The organism is Streptococcus sp. KHUD_014 (genome assembly GCF_051106275.1).
GTDB lineage: Bacteria > Bacillota > Bacilli > Lactobacillales > Streptococcaceae > Streptococcus.
In genome coordinates this window covers 1,179,973-1,200,428 of record NZ_CP193666.1, presented here as the reverse complement: position 1 = coordinate 1,200,428, position 20,456 = coordinate 1,179,973, and the positions used below count along the sequence as shown (strand labels likewise).

Sequence of the window (20,456 nt, the reverse complement as noted above, 5' to 3'; positions counted from 1 at the left end):
TCATTTGACATTGTTGGTACTCTGTTATTCTAACAGAAGATAAAAAACAAACTCAATATCAGATGTTAGAAAATTTCCAGACAAAGAAAACAAGAATATTTAAAAATCGTGAATATAATCTTATTATAAATTGCATTCTATCAACTATTTATAAAAATTAATGCTATTATGTTTTGATATTTGAAAATAATTTGATATACTAGCTATGGTGTGTATGGTTTTTTCATACATCAAAAGAAGGAGGCAATTTAATGAAAATTAAAAGAAAACAACAAGCTGATTTTCGAACCGAGAAGTATACTCGTTTTGGTATTCGAAAGTACAGTTTTGGAGTTGCTTCAGTTGCAATTGCAACTGGATTGATGTTTCTTGGTAGCGGAGCTGTTTCAGCTAATGAACTCACTTCACAAGGAGCTGGAGACCAGGCTATTATTGAAAAAAACGAGTCTGATTCACTTAATGAAAAGCAGAAAAGTGAATCAACCTATGAAGCACCTGCAGTGATTCCAGCTATGGATTCAAAAGAATCTCAAAGCTCAGAAAATAGTAAGGAAACTCAACCAATGCCATCTGAGTCAACAACAAATCCTGTTGTGGATGGTGCTGTAGTAGATTCATTTGAAAAAGTTGAGAATCAACTAGATAAAGCTAATTTAGAAGATAGAAGTGCATCTACTGATACTGCTGCATCTTTGAAACGAACTCGTCGTGATCTTGATTCTAGTGCAGTAGTAAAAGAGGGTGGTGTTAGTATCACACCTCCGAAGGAAAATACTTCAGGCGACTCGTCACATCCAAATGGATATAATAGCTCTACTAAGTATCATGATGGTAGTGATGGCTGGTATACTTTTGTTCAGTTGGATCAACAAGGCAGACATCCACAGTTCTCTTATGTTAATTCGTTTGATGGTTATGTGGTTATATCTTCTAAGTCAGATCGAACACCAAATGGATATACGACTGATGGTACTGTGAAATTAGAATTTTATAACCGTAATAATGAGTTGCAGCAAGAGATTATCATGGATAAAAATACTAATTCAAGTGAATTTGTGTATAAGTATAAAAAGCGTGACCAGAAAATACTGATTAATCGAAATGCTGATTCCATTTCTATCGGTGATATGCCCTTTACTGCTAAGACCTCTAAACAGGCGGCCAACTTTAATATCTTGTATAACGGTCCAGAAATTTCAACTAAACAAGGTCAAGGTATTTTTTATGCAGATGGATGGTTAATCCCTACAAATAATTCGGTTACAGTACGTTTTAAGGATAAAGATACTAATAAGGAATTGGTTCCTTCTTATACCCTTAATGGTTTAACAGGGATGCGCTTTGATACGACTGCAGCAGAGTTGAAAGGATATGAACTAGTAGACAAAGAGATAGTCGGTTCTCCAAATGGATATATATCTCCTTGGAAACAAGTGGGTGATAGCTTTACAAAAATAACTCAACCTAACCTCGAGATTAAATATACATTACTAAATATGGATGGAACTATGAAGGCTGAGGTCTACTATAGTGGTAATAAGATTCATGAAACAACTTTAGGAAAAGGTGAAACAACTAACTTTAATGGTACTGCAGCTAATGGACGTCCTTATGTACAACGTTTAGAGAATCCATTTTTAAATGCAACTAATGAAATTGTATACTACTATAAAGCGACTGCTCCAGTAGAAAATGATGTGACGAAACCAACTAAACAAACAGTAACCTTTGAAGGAGCAGGTGATAAGACTCCAACTGCTAAAGTTCAAAACGACTTCACCTTTACTGGTAAAGAAAAAAATGGTTCGACAACATGGGATCGACCTAGTCACATTTATGGTAAAGAAACAGTTCCAGTAGTTAAAGGTTACTACGCTGATAAGAAGGAAGCTGGATCTAAGACAGTTACTCCAGATCAACCAGAAGTTACGGATAAGGTTATTTATAAACCACTTGGTAAGATCATCCCAGTTGATGAAACAAACACACCTATTCCAAGTGCACCAACTCCACAATACAACAATGATTCACAAGATCCAACTAAGGGTGGCGTGACTCCAACACCAGTCATCCCAGGTTATGTGACAGACATTCTAAATGTAACTCCATCTAACCCAGGAGTTGATACACCTGTTATCTACCGCAAGGCAGAACAAAAAGCTGTTATCAAATACATTGATACAAGTGCTAATGATAAGGAGTTAACAAAAGATGCAGTTTCTGGTAAATCAGGTGAAGCCATTAACTACTCAACTGATGCTAAGATTGCTGATTTTGTTAATAAGGGTTACAAACTTGTAGAAGATGGATTCAAAAAGGCAACTGAAGGTCAAAAGAAATTTGATAGTGATGCATCAACAGATCAAGTATTCGTAGTTAAATTAGAACACGATGTAACTCCAGTTGGACCAAATAACCCACATAAACCAACAGATCCAATCAATCCAAATGATCCAAACAGTAAAAAATATCCTGCGGAAGATCAATGGAAGAAAGATGTAAGGTCAACTGTTAAGTATGTGGTATCAGACGGTAAGGCAACTGCCCCAGCTGACAATGTTCAAAATGCACAATGGACACGTACCTTAAAACTTGATAAGGTAACAGGTGAAGTTCTCTCATCTACTCCATGGGCAGCTAATAAGGCTAACTATGATGCAGTTCCAACACCAGGTTTGACAGGTTACTACGCTGATAAAGGAAGTGTTGCTTCTAAGACAGTCACTCAAGAAAATCTTGAAGAAACTGTCACTTACAAGCCACTTGGAAACTTGGTTCCAAAACCAGAGACACCAAATGATCCAAACTTCCCATCAACACCAGAAGTGAAGTATCCAAATAATCCAACGGATCCAACTAAACCAGGTAATCCAGTTGTGCCTAATGTACCAGGCTACAAACCATACTTGCCAGATCCAAACTATCCAAGCAAACCAGGTGAACCAGGTAGACCAGTAGAACCAGGTAAGGAGCTTCCAAACCTTCCAACAGACCCAGGTGGCAACACCCCAATCATCTACGTACCAATCGCAAATGATGTGAAGAAAGCAACTAAACAAACGGTAACGTTTGAAGGAGCAGGAACAGCTACTCCAGCTGATAAGGTTCAAGATAACTTCACATTCACTGGTAAACAACAAAATGGTACGACAACATGGGATCAACATAGTCACACTTATGGTAAAGAAACAGTTCCAGTAGTTACAGGTTACTATGCCGATAAGAAGGAAGCTGGATCTAAGACAGTTACTCCAGAACAACCAGAAGTTACAGATAAGGTTACTTATAAAGCATTAGGAAAAATTATCCAAGTGGACGAATCTGGAAATGTCATTCCAGGTTCAGTTTCTAAGATTTATGAAAATAATCCATCCAATCCTACAGAAGCAGCGGAAACTAAGATTCCTGATGCTCCAACTGGATACAAGATTAAAGAAGAACAACCACAAGCTTGGGGTTATAATATTGTTGATAAAACGATTGAGCCAAATGACGAGAGTGATTCAGACCGTATTTCACGCGACACCCCAATCATCTACGTACCAATCGTAAATGATGTGACGAAACCAACTAAACAAACGGTAACGTTTGAAGGAGCAGGAACAGCTACTCCAGCTGATAAAGTTCAAGATAACTTCACATTCACTGGTAAACAAAGACAAGTGGATGGAAATACAACATGGGATCAACCTAATCACACTTATGGTAAAGAAACAGTTCCAGTAGTTACAGGTTACTACGCTGATAAGAAGGAAGCTGGATCTAAGACAGTTACTCCAGATCAACCAGAAGTTACGGATAAGGTTACATATAAACCGCTTGGTAAGATCATTCCAGTTGATCCAGAAGGAAATCCAATTCCTAAAGCACCAACTCCACAGTACAATAACGATTCAGAAGATCCAACTAAGGGTGGCAAGACTCCAACTCCAGTCATCCCAGGTTATGTGACGGATACACCAAGTGTAACTCCTAACAAACCAGGAGAAGATACACCTGTTGTCTACCGTAAGGCAGAACAAAAAGCTATTATCAATTATGTAGACCAAAATACTGGTACAACACTTGAAAATGATCAACTTTCTGGTAAATCTGGTGAAGCTATTGATTACTCAACTACAGCTAAGATTCAGAAATACCAAGATCGTGGTTATGTTCTCGTTAGCGATGAGTTCCCAGCAGGAGCAACTTATGACACAGATGCATCTCGTGACCAAATTTGGACAGTAACTTTGAAACACGGTGAAACTCCAGTTGGACCAAACGATCCACATAACCCAACAGATCCAATCAATCCAAATGATCCAAACAGTCCAAGATACCCTGCGGAAAATCAATGGAAGAAAGATGTAACGTCAACTGTTCATTATGTGGTATCAGACGGTAATGCAACTGCCCCAGCTGACAATGTTCAAAATGCACAATGGACACGTACCTTAAAACTTGATAAGGTGACAGGTGAAGTTCTTAACCCTACTGAACTATGGACAGCTAATAAGGCTAACTATGATGTAGTTCCAACACCAGGATTGACAGGTTACTACGCTGATAAAGGAAGTGTTGCTTCTAAGACAGTCACTCAAGAAAATCTTGAAGAAACTGTAACTTACAGACCACTTGGAAAATTGGTTCCAAAACCAGAGACACCAAACGATCCAAACTTCCCATCAACACCAGATGTGAAATATCCAAATGATCCAACAGATCCAACCAAACCAGGTCAACCAGTTGTTCCAGATGTACCAGGATACAAACCATACTTGCCAGATCCAAACGATCCAACGAAACCAGATAAAGATAAACCAGTAGAACCAGGTAAGGAACTTCCAAACCTTCCAACAAACCCAGGTGACGACACCCCAATCATCTACGTACCAATCGTAAATGATGTGACGAAACCAACTAAACAAACAGTTAAGTTTGAAGGAGCAGGCGATAAGACTCCAGCGGACAATGTCCAAGATGATTTCACCTTTACTGGTAAAGAAAACAAAGCTGATGGAACTACAACATGGAATGAGAAGAACCATACTTATGGTAAGGTATCTGTTCCAGTAATTCCAGGTTACTACGCTGATAAGTCAGAAGCCGGTGGTAAGACAGTTACTCCAGAAAATCCTGAAGCAATAGATACAGTTACTTACAAACCGCTTGGTAGCTTGGTTCCGAAATCTGATGATCCGAAATTCCCATCAACACCAGATGTGAAATATCCAAATGATCCAACAGATCCAGGTAAACCAGGTAAACCAATCGTTCCAGACGTACCAGGCTACAACCCATACTTGCCAGATCCAAAAGATCCAAGCAAACCAGGTCAACCAGTAGAACCAGGTAAGGAGCTTCCAAACCTTCCAACAAACCCAGGTGACGACACACCAATCATCTACGTACCAATCGTAAATGATGTGAAGAAACCAACTAAACAAACAGTTAAGTTTGAAGGAGCAGGTGATAAGACTCCAGCGGACAACGTTCAAGATGATTTTACGTTTACTGGTAAAGAAAACAAAGCTTCTGGAACTACAACATGGACTGAGAAGAGCCATACTTACGGTAAGGTATCTGTTCCAGTAATTCCAGGTTACTACGCTGATAAGACAGAAGCTGGTGGTAAGACAGTTACTCCAGAAAATCCTGAAGCAACAGATACAGTAACCTACAAACCACTTGGAAAATTGGTTCCAAAACCAGAGAGACCAAATGATCCAAACTTCCCATCAACACCAGAAGTGAAGTATCCAAATGATCCAACAGATCCAGGTAAACCAGGTAAACCAGTCGTTCCAGACGTACCAGGCTACAAACCATACTTGCCAGATCCAAAAGATCCAAGCAAACCAGGTAAACCAGTAGAACCAGGAAAACCAATCACTCCTGAAAACCCAGGTGACGACACACCAATCATCTACGTTCCAGTTAAACCTGACACTCCAGTAGTCCCTAATCCAGAACCACAAACTCCTGCAAAACCAGATCCGAAACCTTTGGATCCTGAAAAAGTAGTGCAGGAATTACCAAATACTGGTACGGATTCAAATACGGTTATGACTGGACTTGGAATCATTGGAATGGCAACAACGCTATTAGGTTTAGCTCAAAAGAAAAAAGATGATTAAAATCTTTTAAATTTTTAAAGGAAGACCTAATCTATTTCAGTAGAGATAATTCTCAGAAAGTTAAAGATAAGTACTAGAAACAATAATGTTTTAGGTATAGATATTCTTTATTTGAAGTCTTAGACTTAATAAGTATAAAAGTGAACAAGACAGAATTCTGATTTTTAGGAAATCTGTTTTGTTCGCTTTTTGTGTAATGAGCCTACTTTTGTACTAGAATTGTTCTTTGTTGTATAATTGTTATAATAGATAATGTGTGGCTTTAAGATGGCGATCTAAAATGGCAACTAATTGTGCCTATTATAGTTCAGTTTCTTTATTTATAATTATTGAAAAGAATCCAAATGAATAAAGATTTTTAAGCATATTTTTGGTATAATAATACCCAGGAAAAACTAGAGAAAAGAAGGAGGTAGAGATGGAAAAGTATTTATCGGTCACAACTTTGACCAAGTATTTAAAAATGAAATTCGATAAAGACCCCTACTTGGAACGGGTCTATTTAACTGGTCAAGTCTCTAACTTCCGCAAGCGCCCAACGCATCAGTATTTTTCTCTTAAGGATGACCGAGCAGTTATTCAGGCGACCATTTGGTCGGGGATATATCAAAAACTAGGTTTTGACTTAGAAGAAGGTATGAAGATCAATGTTATTGGTCGTGTTCAAGTCTATGAGCCAAGTGGAAGCTATTCGATTATTATTGAAAAAGCTGAACCAGATGGTGTTGGTGCCCTAGCTATCCAATTTGAACAGCTTAAGAAGAAACTGGCAGAAGAAGGTCTTTTTCAAGAACACTTTAAACAATCTTTACCACAATTTTCAAAAAAAATCGGTGTGGTGACCAGTCGAAGTGGTGCTGTTATCCAGGATATCATTACTACTGTTAGCAGACGTTTTCCAGGGGTAGAGATTGTTTTATATCCTACCAAGGTTCAAGGCGAAGGGGCAGCAGAGGAGATTGCCCGTAATATTGCAAGAGCAAATGAACGTGAAGATATAGATGTTCTCATCATTGGCCGAGGTGGTGGTTCTATCGAAGATCTATGGGCTTTTAACGAAGAAATTGTAGTGCGTTCTATCTTTGAATCACGGCTGCCCATCATTTCAAGTGTGGGCCACGAAACAGATGTAACCTTGGCTGATTTTGTTGCCGACAAGAGAGCAGCAACACCGACGGCTGCAGCAGAGTTAGCTACACCTGTGACTAAGTTAGATCTTCTGACCTACCTTAAAAATCAAGAGAAGCGGATGACTACAGCTGTTAAACATACTTTATCAAAGAAAAAAGAAGCTTTGAGAAACCTCAGTCAATCTGTCATTTTTAGACAACCAGAGCGTTTATATGACGGTTATCTACAACGCTTGGATCAGTTACAGCTACGACTGAAGCAAGGACTAAATGCTGAATTGGTTCGAAATCAACAAAAGGTTCAAGAACAAATCCACCGTTTAGAACAATTATCACCAATCATCAAAATCCAGCGTTATCAGGATCGTATTTTCCAACTGCAAAAACTAATGCGTAGCCAGATGGCTGTGACCTATGATGCAAAAGTAGCTGAAGTAAAACGCCTATCAGAAGCTCTCCTCATGCTAGATACTAGTCGAATTGTAGCTAGAGGTTATGCAATTGTCAAAAAAGGAGAAGTTGTAGTGGCTTCTGCGAAAGATTTGAAAGAAAATGACCAAGTATCACTGTTGATGCGGGACGGTCAAGTAGAATTAGAGGTAAGAGATGTCAAAACAAAAGAAATTTGAGGAAAATCTAGCAGAGCTTGAGACTATTGTTCAAAGCTTAGAAAATGGTGAAATTGCTTTGGAAGATGCTATTTCTGCATTTCAAAAAGGAATGCTCTTATCCAAAGAATTGCAGGCAACACTTGATAAGGCTGAAAAGACCTTGGTCAAGGTTATGCAAGAAGATGGAACAGAAAGTGAACTGGTATGAACAAGCAGGAAAAACTAGCTTTGGTCGAGTCAGCTCTTGAAGACTTTTATGGGGACCAACAATTTGCATCCAGTTTAAGAGAGTCTATTCTCTATTCCGTCCATGCTGGTGGTAAACGGATTCGTCCATACTTACTTTTAGAAGTTTTGGACTCCTTACAAGTGCCTATCACTCAGGAACATGCTCAAGTTGCAGCGGCACTAGAAATGATTCATACAGGAAGTTTGATCCATGATGATCTTCCTGCTATGGATAATGATGATTTTCGTCGGGGGCGTTTGACCAACCATAAGATGTATGGTGAAGCTCTAGCTATTTTAGCGGGGGATGCGCTTTTTTTGGATCCCTATGCTTTAATTGTTCAAGCTGATTTGCCGAGTCAAACTAAGGTTGATTTAATAGCTAATTTATCACTTGCTTCTGGAAGTATGGGAATGGTGGCTGGTCAAGTTTTGGATATGGAAGGCGAAGGAAAACACTTGAATTTAGAGGAACTTCAGACTATCCATGCTAATAAGACTGGTAAACTTTTAGCTTTTCCTTTCCAAGCAGCTGGTATCATTGCTGGATTGGATGAAAATCTTCAGAAGCAGCTTAAAACAGTTGGCGAGTTGATTGGCCTGGCTTTCCAAGTAAGAGATGATGTGCTTGATGTTACAGCAAGTTTTGAGGAAATCGGCAAGACACCCCAGAAAGATTTGCAAGCCGAAAAGTCAACCTATCCTGCTTTATTGGGATTAGATCAGGCGATAGCGTTTTGCAATCAAACCTTGGATCAAGCTAATGCGAAACTAGAAGAGATTAGCCGAGTTGTGAGCTTTGATAAGGAACCAATTGTGAAAATAGTAGAAAGTTTGAGAATCAATGGCTAAGGAAAGAGTAGATGTATTAGCTTACAAACAAGGTTTATTTGAAACGAGAGAACAAGCCAAACGAGGTGTTATGGCAGGTTTGGTAGTTGCTGTTATAAATGGCGAACGATTTGATAAACCAGGAGAAAAAATTCCTGACGATACAGAGTTGAAACTCAAGGGCGAGAAACTTAAGTATGTCAGTCGTGGTGGTTTGAAACTTGAGAAGGCGCTAGATATTTTTGATCTATCAGTTGAAGGACAAACGACCATTGATATCGGAGCTTCAACTGGAGGTTTTACGGATGTCATGTTGCAAAATGGTGCTAAACTAGTTTTTGCAGTTGATGTCGGGACTAACCAGCTTGCTTGGAAATTACGCCAAGACCCTCGTGTTGTCAGTATGGAGCAGTTTAATTTTCGCTATGCTGAAAAGGCCGACTTTGAACAGGAACCAAGTTTTGCAAGTATCGATGTCAGTTTTATTTCCTTAGGCCTCATTTTACCAGCCTTGCACCGAGTTTTAGCTGATCAAGGGCAGGTTGTTGCTCTAGTTAAGCCTCAGTTTGAGGCTGGACGTGAGCAGATTGGTAAGAATGGGATTATCAGAGATGCCAAGGTGCATCAACATGTACTGGAAACAGTTACCGAAATGGCAGTTAGAGAAGGTTTTTCGGTCCTAGGATTGGATTATTCTCCGATACAAGGAGGACATGGAAATATTGAATTCTTAGCCTATTTACGGAAGGAAGACCAGGCAAGTAATCAGGTTGTTACTGAAATAGAAAAAGTTGTAGAGAGAGCACATAGAGAGTTTAAAGATGAATAAAAAAGAGAGACTTGAAAAAATTAGAAGATTTGTAACAGATTATCAAATCGGTACCCAGGAAGAAATCGTTGAGCATTTGAAAGAGGCCGGTATTTCTGCAACACAAGCAACAGTATCACGAGATATTAAGGAACTTGGAATTGTAAAAATTCCATTGAAAGACAATACTTATATTTATGAATTACCAAAATCAATCGTTAGAAGTTTGCAATTGGCAGAAAATAACATTATCGATTGTGAATGCATGGGAAATATGATTAATTTGCAGATTATCCCAGGAAATACTGTTTTCGTCAAGAGTCAGTTGACAGATGCTTTTTCTGATCAAATTTTCAGCTGTATTGCTGATGATAATTCCATCTTGATGGTATTTAGAAGTGAAGAAACAGCCAAAGAAATTTTTGAACAAGTTAAAAATTGGTAGGTTTATATGTTACTGGAAATTTCGATTAAAAATTTTGCCATCATCCAATCAATCTCTCTGAATTTTGAAGAAGGGATGACTGTTTTGACTGGTGAAACAGGGGCTGGAAAGTCAATCATCATCGATGCTATGAATATGATGTTGGGAGCGAGAGCTACGACCGATGTGATACGTCACGGTGCACCTAAAGCAGAAATTGAAGGTCTTTTCTCACTTGAAAATAGTCGGATTTTACAAGAAATTTTTGACGAACAAGGTTTGGAATTGAGTGATGAAATCATTATTCGTCGCGAGATTTTGCAGAATGGTCGAAGCATCAGTCGTGTTAACGGGCAAATGGTTAATCTTTCCGTTTTAAAGGCTATTGGTCAACAGTTGGTTGATATTCATGGTCAGCATGATCAGGAAGAACTAATGAGACCACACCGGCATATTCAGATGCTGGATGAGTTTGGTGATGCTGATTTCTTCGAATTAAAAGAAGCCTATCAGACTAGCTTTGATGATTATCGTCAAATGCGCAAACAAGTTCTTGATATCAAGAAGAACCAGCTAGAGCACAAGGCGCGTATTGAGATGTTGGAATTTCAAATGGCTGAAATTGAAGCAGCTAATTTGAAAGCAGGTGAAGATGTTATCCTCAATCAAGAACGGGACAAACTTCTTAACCATAAAAATATTACGGATACCTTGACAAATGCTTATAGTATGCTCGATAATGAGGAGTTTTCAAGCCTAGCAAATGTCCGTTCAGCTATGAATGATATGGAAAGCCTTGAAGAGTATGATCCAGAGTATCGTGAGATTTCAAGCTCCCTTTCTGAATCCTATTATGTCCTAGAAGATATCACCAAACGCTTGGAATCCATCATCGATGATTTGGATTTCGATGGGAATCGCCTCATGCAGGTTGAGAGTCGTTTGGATTTAATTCATACCATTACACGTAAATACGGTGGTAGTGTGGACGATGTCTTACTCTATTTTGAAAAAATTACAGATGAGTATAATCTTTTAACGGGGAACAATCTCTCGTCTGAGGATATGGAAGTCGAACTCAAGAAACTTGAAAAGAATCTTGTGGACCTAGCGGGTCAAGTTGCTCAAGCTCGACATCATTTGGCACAGGACTTAGAAGCTGAAATTAAGCAAGAATTGCAAGACTTATACATGGAAAAAGCCCAATTTCAAGTACGATTCACCAATGGAAAATTCAGCCGAGAAGGAAATGAAAGTGTTGAATTTTATATATCAACCAATCCTGGTGAGGACTTTAAACCCTTGGTAAAAGTAGCATCTGGTGGTGAGTTGTCTCGTCTCATGTTGGCTATTAAGTCTGCTTTTTCCCGCAAGGAAGGCAAGACCAGCATTGTATTTGATGAAGTAGATACTGGAGTTTCAGGTCGTGTGGCTCAAGCAATCGCACAAAAAATTCATAAAATTGGGCAACATGGTCAAGTCTTAGCTATTTCACACCTCCCGCAAGTGATTGCTATCGCGGACAATCAGTTCTTTATCGAGAAGGTGAGTGATGAGAATTCTACAGTTTCAACGGTTCGTTTGTTGAGTTTAGAAGAACGTGTAGAAGAAGTTGCTAAAATGTTGGCAGGAGAAGATGTGACCGAAGCAGCTCTGACACAAGCAAGAGAACTGTTAAAAGGTAAGGAGAAATAGATGACAGACTATTATGTAATTGGAGATGTTCACGGAAAAGCTGGAATGCTTGAGGATCTATTAAAGACATGGGATGGGAAGACTCAACTTATTTTTCTTGGAGATTTGATTGACCGAGGTGAAGATAGTCGCCGTGTTCTAGAGATAGTTAAGGACTTGGTTGAAAATCAAGGGGCAATTTGTTTGTCTGGGAATCATGAGTATATGTTTTTAACCTGGTTAGACAATCCAGAAGAGAGTTACGATCACTACCGTCGAAATGGTGGTGATACGACCATCAACTCTATTTTAGGCCGGCCTTTGGATGCTCCAGTTGATGCTATTGCAGACGCCAAACGAGTTGAGACCGAAGCAGCAGACCTAGTTGCTTTTATTCGTCAAATGCCCTTTGTAATTGAAACAGAACATTATATATTTGTTCATGCAGGTATTGATTTGACCTTGGAAGATTGGCACGAAACTACAGATTATAAGAAAGTCTGGCTCAGAAAACCCTTCCATGAGGCAGAAAATCATACTGGGAAAACAATTGTCTTTGGGCATACTCCTGTTTATGGTTTGTTGGATCAAAAACCTGGCACATCTGAACTCTGGATAACAGAAGATGGTAAAGTTGGTATGGATGGGGGAGCTGTCTATGGCGGTGTTCTTCATGGTATTATCTTTACAGATCAAGGCATGACTGAGCGTCATTATATAGAAAATGACGGTTTCATTGCTGAAGATTAGTACTCCTAACAGGGTATGGTCTTGTCAAAATGTTAAAAACAATTTATAATTAATAGATACCCTGAAAGGAAGAGAATGATGAATTTAGAAGAATTGAAAAAACGACAGGAGAAGATTCGTAACTTCTCTATTATTGCCCATATTGACCATGGGAAGTCAACATTGGCGGACCGTATTTTGGAGGCTACAGAGGCTGTTTCTAGTCGTGAAATGCAAGCTCAGCTTCTTGATAGTATGGACCTAGAGAGAGAGCGTGGGATTACTATCAAACTCAATGCCATTGAGCTTAATTATACTGCCAAAGACGGCGAGACCTATATTTTCCACCTGATTGACACACCAGGACACGTGGACTTCACTTATGAGGTATCACGTTCTCTAGCTGCCTGTGAGGGCGCAATTTTGGTCGTTGATGCTGCCCAAGGGATTGAAGCTCAAACCCTGGCAAACGTCTACCTTGCTTTGGATAATGATTTGGAAATCATGCCAGTTATTAACAAGATTGACCTGCCAGCAGCAGACCCTGAGCGCGTGCGTACAGAGATTGAAGATGTGATTGGTTTGGATGCCAACGAAGCAGTATTGGCTTCTGCCAAGGCTGGTATCGGTATTGAAGAAATCCTCGAGCAAATCGTAGAAAAAGTGCCAGCCCCAACTGGTGATGTAACAGCACCGCTTAAGGCCTTGATTTTCGACTCAGTTTACGATGCTTATCGTGGGGTTATCCTCCAAGTTCGTGTCATGGATGGGGTAGTCAAACCTGGTGATAAGATTCAGCTCATGAGTAATGGCAAAACTTTTGATGTGACTGAGGTCGGAATTTTCACACCCAAAGCAGTTGGACGTGATTTCCTTGCGACAGGTGATGTTGGTTATATTGCAGCATCTATCAAGACTGTTCAAGACACTCGTGTCGGTGATACAGTTACCTTGGCGGTAAACCCTGCTTCAGAACCCCTATCTGGATACAAGCAGATGAATCCGATGGTTTTCGCAGGTCTTTATCCAATCGAGTCAAATAAATACAATGACCTTCGTGAAGCCCTTGAAAAATTGCAGTTGAACGATGCTAGTCTTCAGTTTGAACCCGAAACATCGCAAGCTCTTGGTTTTGGTTTCCGTTGTGGATTCTTGGGTCTCCTTCATATGGATGTTATTCAGGAACGTTTGGAACGTGAGTTCAACATTGACTTGATCATGACTGCTCCATCTGTTATCTACAAGGTCAATCAGACTGATGGTGAGTCTATGGATGTATCGAATCCATCCGAGTTTCCTGATCCTACTAAAATTGCAACTATTGAAGAACCTTATGTTAAAGCACAAATCATGGTACCACAGGAATTTGTAGGAGCAGTTATGGAACTAGCTCAGCGCAAGCGTGGAGACTTCGTGACTATGGATTATATTGATGAAAATCGTGTCAATGTTATCTATCAAATCCCACTAGCTGAAATTGTCTTTGATTTCTTTGACAAACTGAAATCATCTACTCGTGGCTATGCAAGCTTTGACTATGAATTGTCAGAGTATCGTCCATCTAAGCTGGTTAAGATGGATATTTTGCTCAATGGTGATAAGGTGGATGCTCTTAGCTTTATCGTGCACAAGGACTTTGCTTATGAACGTGGAAAACTCATCGTTGACAAGCTCAAGAAAATCATTCCTCGTCAGCAATTTGAAGTTCCAATTCAAGCAGCTATTGGACATAAGATTGTGGCTCGTACAGATATCAAGGCCCTTCGTAAGAACGTACTTGCCAAGTGTTACGGTGGTGACGTTTCTCGTAAACGTAAACTCCTAGAAAAACAAAAAGCTGGTAAGAAACGAATGAAAGCTATCGGCTCAGTTGAAGTACCACAAGAAGCCTTTCTTAGCGTCTTGAGTATGGATGAAGAATAGTTTTTGCTCAAGAATAGTAGAGATTTCAAGAAAAAAATGAGCTAAATATAAAATAATGATTTTTTAAGTGTCAAGATACAGTTATATTTTGACACTTTTCTTATTATCGAAGGACACTTGATGCAAGATCATGTACATATGTTAGTAAGTATTCAACCAAGGATAAGTGCTTCTAGTTTCATGGGTTATTTAAAAGTTAAAAGTGAATTCATGATGTTTGATATACACACCAACTTCAAATACAAGTTTGGGAATCGGCATTTCTGGGCGGAAGGTTATTATGTACTCAATGAAGCCACAATTAGGAAATATATTCAAGAGCAAATAAATTATCCAGTGGATAAATTCTAAACGAGTATGAAAATTTGAGAACGAGTAAAGATGATATAGCACTAGATAAATTAAGTGTAAAAGAATATGAAGATCCCTTTAGGGATAGTGGCAAGTAGTACATATGCCTCTTTGAGAGGCTTGTGACGAGTCAAATGCAATAAGGCTTGAACAAAGTGAAAGCCAGCGTCTTTAGGCGCTGGCTGGTAATTTGGGCTTATAGCGTTCTGGTGCAAACCAGCCGTTAGATGGGGATTATGTTTTTTTGATTTTTTTCAATTTTTATTCTACAATAAAATTATATGAAGAGAAGGCGGTAACAATATGCTTAAGGCGAAAATTTTTTATGTATTTTTATTTTTGATCGTTGTCGAAACTACAGGCTTGTTGTTGTTGAAAAGAGGTCTCGAAATGGGTTATTTAGACACAGGAGCTATTATACTCACAGTTTTTTCATTTGCTTTTTACAACCTATGTTCATTCGGTTGGGTCTGCTCTACAATAAAAAACAATAAAAAATAATTAGACGTATTTTTAGTCAGAACCTCTCAAAAAACGCATTTTCTTGCACCTGCTCCGTAAATGTGTTATATGGATTCTGCGAAAAAGTGATAGTTTTCTAAGCCATGAGAAATGGAAAAGCCCCAGCAGTGCAAGTGCTGAGGCTTTATTTGGGTGGTTGCGAATCACGTCTGGCCCAGTGGCACTTAATCATCGTCTATCTTATCTAGCCAAACGGAGGAAACTAAAATAGTTGGTTCCGATAATTATGGTTATGTAAAAATACCAAAATCATGGATACAGTTCAAATAAATTGAAGGTGGAGAAAATTTCCAGTACTGCGATGGAACTGATACCAATATTGTAACTCTCAATACCTTCAAATCAGATAAATTCGGAATTTCAGAGAGCGAATATGCTGCACTAGTAACAGTTCAAATTTCGAATAGTATCTATGACTCAAAACTAAATAATCCAGACTTTACAAAAGTATGGGGAGCTAAGTCTACTATTGGAGGATATGAAGCTTATGTTGTTAATTATATTGCAAGAAATGGAAAATATTTGATTACAAGTATCTTTAAATCAGACAACGGTAAGTTTCGATATGTATCCCTTGAAGGAGAAGTGAAAACATTAAAAACAATGCTTCAAATGGTTGAAGAAAGTTGGACAACAAAAAAAATAAATAATAGGAGCAGGTTCAGGTTTTAAAAGCCTGCTATTTTCATGAATAAGAGGTGATATAGAGGAATAAAAGTAACTATCTGCATTTCTGTTTGAAAGTGATTGTCGGTATTTTATCAAACAAAAAAATAAAAAATCAAACAAAATACAACAAAAAAACATTGACAACGGTTTCATATAGTGTTATACTTAGACCATAAAAGTTAAAGAAAGAAGGGAGAATGTTATGGGATTAGGTCATTTCTTTGACAAAGACTTAGTGTTTTGCTTAGAAGCGGATAATCAAGAACAACTCTTTGATCAGGTTGCAACTTTATTAGAAGAACGTAAAATTGTTACGGATACTTATCGAACAGCTTTGATTGAACGTGAAAAGTCATTTCCAACAGGTTTAGATATGGAATTTTTAGGGAAGGACTTGCCAAACGTAGCGATTCCTCACACTGATACCATTCATAACCTTACTGAAAATGTAGTTGTAGTACGTTTAGAGAAGCCAGTTACATTTCACAATATGATTGCTCCTGACAAGGAAGTAGAAGTTTCACTACTCTTCTTTATCATCAACAACTCAAGTTCAAGCCAAACAAATATCCTTGCTCAGTTGATGGACTTCTTTACTGGTAATGGACATTTAGCAGATTTAGCTAAGATTACAGAACCAGAAGCTTTATTCCAATATATCTCAGAAGCAACAGCTTAATTAGTAAATTAAAAAATAATAAAACGGAGGAAATCCAAATGATTAAAATTCTTGCTGCGTGTGGTGCAGGTGTTAACTCAAGCCACCAAATTAAAAGTGCTCTAGAAGAAGAGCTTTCTAGCCGTGGATATGATGTTCACTGTGATGCAGTTATGGTAAAAGACGTCAACGAAGACTTGATTAAAGGTTATGACATTTTCACACCTATCGCTGCTACAGATCTAGGCTTCGATCCTGGTATTCCAGTTGTTGAAGCTGGACCAATCTTGTTCCGTATTCCAGCTATGAGCGCTCCGGTCTATGACAACATTGAAGCAGCAATCAAAGAACACGGACTAAGCTAATTATTACTTTGTTAATATTCCATAAAAAATAAAGGGAGGAACATTATGGATATCATTATTGACCTGGCCAATAAACTATTCAAGCCAATCTTGGATATGGGTGGCCCAATCATCATGCTGATTATTTTGACAGCATTGGCCTTACTTTTCGGAGTGAAATTCTCCAAAGCACTTGAAGGTGGTATTAAACTTGCTATCGCCCTTACTGGTATCGGTGCCATCATCGGTATGCTTAACGGTGCTTTCTCGGCATCACTTGCAAAATTCGTTGAAAACACTGGTATTCAATTGAATATCACTGACGTTGGTTGGGCACCACTTGCTACAATCACTTGGGGTTCAGCTTGGACACTTTACTTCTTGCTTGTGATGTTGATCGTCAACATTGTAATGCTTGCAATGAAGAAAACTGATACACTTGACGTCGATATCTTTGATATCTGGCACTTGTCTATCACAGGTCTTTTGATTAAATGGTACGCTGACAACAATGGAGTTAGCCAAGGAGTTTCACTCTTCATCGCGACTGCAGCAGTTGTCCTTGTTGGGGTTCTTAAAATCATCAACTCTGACTTGATGAAACCAACATTTGATGACCTTCTTAACGCACCAAGTTCATCACCAATGACTTCAACTCACATGAACTACATGATGAACCCAGTTATCATGGTTTTGGATAAGATTTTTGATAAATTCTTCCCAGGTCTTGATAAATACGACTTTGACGCTGCTAAATTGAACAAGAGAATCGGTTTCTGGGGATCTAAATTCTTCATCGGTTTCATCCTTGGTATCGTTATCGGTTTGATGGGAACTCCTCATCCAGTTGCTGGTGTTGAAGGTGCTGAAAAATGGGAACTTGTTATTAAAGGTTGGTTGTCACTTGGTTTGACTGCCGGTGTCTGCTTGGAGCTCTTCTCACTTATCGGTTCATGGTTCATCGCCGCAGTAGAACCACTTTCACAAGGTATTACTAACGTTGCTACTAAACGTCTTCAAGGACGTAAATTTAACATCGGTCTTGACTGGCCATTCGTAGCTGGTCGTGCTGAAATTTGGGCTTGTGCCAACGTACTTGCACCAATCATGTTGGTTGAAGCAGTGCTTCTTTCAAATGTCGGAAATGGTATCTTGCCACTTGCTGGTATCATCGCAATGGGTGTAACTCCAGCTCTCTTGGTAGTTACTCGTGGTAAATTGCTTCGTATGATTATCTTCGGAACACTCTTGTTGCCACTCTTCCTTCTTTCAGGAACACTTATTGCACCATTTGCAACAGAACTTGCTAAAGGTGTAGGTGCCTTCCCAGAAGGTGTAAGCCAAACTCAGCTCATTACTCACTCAACACTTGAAGGACCAATCGAAAAACTTCTTGGTTGGACAATTGGTAACACTACAACAGGTGATATCAAAGCAATCCTTGGTGCTGTAGTATTCCTTGCTTTCTATATCGGTATCTTTGCTTGGTACAGAAAACAAATGATCAAACGTAATGAAGAATATGCAGCAAATGCAAAATAATTCGCTCCTAAAAATGTAAATTGTAAAAACTAGGTTGTCAGTTTCCAAGTATGGAGTCGGCAATCTAGTTTTTTTAGGGAAAAAATTAATGGAGGTAACCCTAGTGATTGAATTACAATCAGAACAGTTAAGTGTACAGTTTCAAACTTTTGGTGGTGCACTTTCTTCAATAAAAGACAAAGATGAAATTGAGTATTTGTGGCAAGGAGATCCAACTTACTGGAGCGGCCAAGCACCTGTTCTATTTCCAATTTGTGGATCTGTTAGAAATGATACTGTCTTGTATGATCAAGAAGATGGTTGTCAAGTAAAAGGTAAAATCCCACGTCATGGTCTTGTACGGAAAAAAGATTTTGAATTAGTGGATCAAACGGATAACTCGGTTACTTTTGCTATTGAAGATGATCAAGAAATGTATGAGAATTATCCATATCATTTTCGCTTAGAAATAACTTATACAGTTACTGGAAAGACTATTCGTACACAGTATCAAGTTACTAATAAGGAAACAGATAAAAAGATGCCTTACTTTATTGGTGGACATCCAGGCTTTAACTGTCCTTTATTTGATGATGAAACCTATGAAGATTATTATCTTCAATTTGAAAAAGCTGAAACATGTACAGTTCCGAAACCATTCCCAGAAACTGGAATGTTAGATTTTCAAGATAGAAGTGCCTTCTTAAAAGAACAAAAAGAATTAGATCTAAAGTATGATTTCTTTAGCTATGATGCTGTGACATTAGATGAATTAGCCTCTCGCTCTGTTTCTTTAATGTCACGCAAGCATGAAAAGGGATTGAAACTAGACTTTAAAGAGTTTCCAAACCTCATCGTTTGGTCAACTCTGAATAAAGGTCCTTTCCTTGCCTTGGAACCTTGGTCAGGTTTGTCAACTTCACTCGAAGAGGGCGATCATCTAGAAGATAAGAAAAATGTTCGAATCTTAAATCCAGGTCAAAGTGATCAAATTGGGTTTGATATCGAAATTTTATAAAAATAAACAAAAACAAACATAAAGTGTTGACTTTTTTAAACAATAGTAGTATATTATGTTTAGAAAGAACAATTTGTGTTTGTTTTAACAAGTTGTTCTTCCAATTTCTCCAAGGAGAAGTTACTAAGAGTGAATAGATGATTCATTCTTAATCTAAAATAGTCAACAAAACTACTAGTAACTATTTGGTGATGGTCATTTTCTTTCCAGAACCAAAAATTTTTACTGGTCTATTATAAAAAAGGAGTATACAATATGTCTATTGTTATTGGTGCAGATGCTGCAGGTTTGAGATTGAAAGAAGTCGTTAAAGATTTCTTGGAAAAAGAAAACTTCCACGTTGTGGATGTTACAGCTGAAGGTCAAGACTTCGTTGATGTAACTCTTGCAGTTGCTGAAGAAGTTAAAAAGGAAGAACAAAATCTTGGTATTGTCATTGATGCTTATGGTGCAGGTCCATTTATGGTTGCAACTAAAATCAAAGGAATGGTTGCTGCAGAAGTATCTGATGAACGTTCAGCTTATATGACTCGCGGTCATAACAACTCACGTATGATTACTATGGGTGCTCAACTTGTTGGTGATGAATTGGCTAAGAACATCGCTAAAGGCTTTGTAAATGGTAAGTATGATGGCGGTCGTCACCAAATCAGGGTCGACATGTTGAACAAAATGTGCTAATACTCTTCAAAAATCAAGATAATCTGTCGTTAGATCACTTTAGCTAACTTCAGTTATGCTCGTAGCTCGCTTCCTAATACTCTTTGAAAATCTCTTCAAACCACGTCAGCTTCGTCTTGCCGTACTCATGTACAGCCTGCGGCTCACTTCCTAGTTTGCTCTTTGATTTTGATTGAGTATAAGCTAATCTTGATTTTTATGGAGTAAGGATAAAT

The 20,456-nt window shown here is 38.5% G+C and carries 14 protein-coding genes and 2 pseudogenes; all 16 read left to right on the top strand.

The window, feature by feature from the left end; genetic code table 11:
* The first annotated feature begins 251 nt into the window (after positions 1–251).
* The 16 genes and pseudogenes from ACORHT_RS05845 (at position 252) to lacA (ending at position 20,241) form a co-directional block, all read left to right on the top strand.
* Positions 252–6,119 (top strand): mucin-binding protein, encoded by a 5,868-nt coding sequence (locus ACORHT_RS05845; protein WP_434349696.1) that lies wholly within the window; start codon positions 252–254, stop codon positions 6,117–6,119.
* 418 nt (positions 6,120–6,537) lie between these two features.
* Complete coding sequence (xseA, locus tag ACORHT_RS05840) at positions 6,538–7,878, top strand: exodeoxyribonuclease VII large subunit (protein ID WP_434349695.1); 1,341 nt, start codon at positions 6,538–6,540, stop codon at positions 7,876–7,878.
* Complete coding sequence (locus ACORHT_RS05835; protein WP_000043228.1) at positions 7,856–8,068, top strand: exodeoxyribonuclease VII small subunit; 213 nt, start codon at positions 7,856–7,858, stop codon at positions 8,066–8,068. The genes xseA and ACORHT_RS05835 overlap by 23 nt, the downstream gene beginning before the upstream one ends.
* Positions 8,065–8,940 (top strand): polyprenyl synthetase family protein, encoded by an 876-nt coding sequence (locus ACORHT_RS05830; protein WP_434349694.1) that lies wholly within the window; start codon positions 8,065–8,067, stop codon positions 8,938–8,940. The genes ACORHT_RS05835 and ACORHT_RS05830 overlap by 4 nt, the downstream gene beginning before the upstream one ends.
* The gene (locus tag ACORHT_RS05825; protein WP_434349693.1) at positions 8,933–9,748 is read left to right on the top strand and encodes a TlyA family RNA methyltransferase; all 816 of its coding nucleotides are present in this window, start codon (positions 8,933–8,935) and stop codon (positions 9,746–9,748) included. Before ACORHT_RS05830 ends, ACORHT_RS05825 begins: the two co-directional genes overlap by 8 nt.
* A complete protein-coding gene (locus tag ACORHT_RS05820) occupies positions 9,741–10,172 on the top strand; it encodes an arginine repressor (protein WP_434349692.1) in 432 nt (143 codons plus the stop codon). Before ACORHT_RS05825 ends, ACORHT_RS05820 begins: the two co-directional genes overlap by 8 nt.
* 6 nt (positions 10,173–10,178) lie before the next feature.
* Positions 10,179–11,846, top strand: coding sequence for a DNA repair protein RecN (recN, locus tag ACORHT_RS05815; RefSeq protein ID WP_434349691.1), 1,668 nt, complete (start codon positions 10,179–10,181; stop codon positions 11,844–11,846).
* The gene (locus tag ACORHT_RS05810) at positions 11,847–12,575 is read left to right on the top strand and encodes a metallophosphoesterase family protein (protein ID WP_434349690.1); all 729 of its coding nucleotides are present in this window, start codon (positions 11,847–11,849) and stop codon (positions 12,573–12,575) included. It begins immediately after the preceding gene.
* 78 nt (positions 12,576–12,653) lie between these two features.
* Positions 12,654–14,477 (top strand): translation elongation factor 4, encoded by a 1,824-nt coding sequence (lepA, locus tag ACORHT_RS05805; RefSeq protein ID WP_434349689.1) that lies wholly within the window; start codon positions 12,654–12,656, stop codon positions 14,475–14,477.
* Positions 14,478–14,579: 102 nt separating this feature from the next.
* A pseudogene (gene tnpA, locus ACORHT_RS05800) lies at positions 14,580–14,926 on the top strand (IS200/IS605 family transposase); the annotation flags it as partial.
* 592 nt (positions 14,927–15,518) lie between these two features.
* A pseudogene (locus ACORHT_RS05795) lies at positions 15,519–16,022 on the top strand (hypothetical protein); the annotation flags it as partial.
* 199 nt (positions 16,023–16,221) lie between these two features.
* Complete coding sequence (locus ACORHT_RS05790; protein WP_434349688.1) at positions 16,222–16,698, top strand: PTS sugar transporter subunit IIA; 477 nt, start codon at positions 16,222–16,224, stop codon at positions 16,696–16,698.
* 38 nt (positions 16,699–16,736) lie between these two features.
* Positions 16,737–17,042 (top strand): PTS sugar transporter subunit IIB, encoded by a 306-nt coding sequence (locus ACORHT_RS05785; RefSeq protein ID WP_075230278.1) that lies wholly within the window; start codon positions 16,737–16,739, stop codon positions 17,040–17,042.
* Positions 17,043–17,087: 45 nt separating this feature from the next.
* On the top strand, positions 17,088–18,563 hold the full coding sequence (locus ACORHT_RS05780; protein ID WP_434349687.1) for a PTS transporter subunit IIC: 1,476 nt from the start codon (positions 17,088–17,090) through the stop codon (positions 18,561–18,563).
* Between the two features lie 88 nt (positions 18,564–18,651).
* Entirely contained in the window at positions 18,652–19,560 is a 909-nt protein-coding gene (locus ACORHT_RS05775; protein WP_434349686.1) for an aldose 1-epimerase family protein, read from the top strand.
* Positions 19,561–19,815: 255 nt separating this feature from the next.
* Positions 19,816–20,241: a galactose-6-phosphate isomerase subunit LacA gene (gene lacA, locus ACORHT_RS05770; RefSeq protein WP_000029280.1), complete on the top strand. Its 426-nt coding sequence runs from the start codon at positions 19,816–19,818 to the stop codon at positions 20,239–20,241.
* The last annotated feature ends 215 nt before the right edge of the window (positions 20,242–20,456 follow it).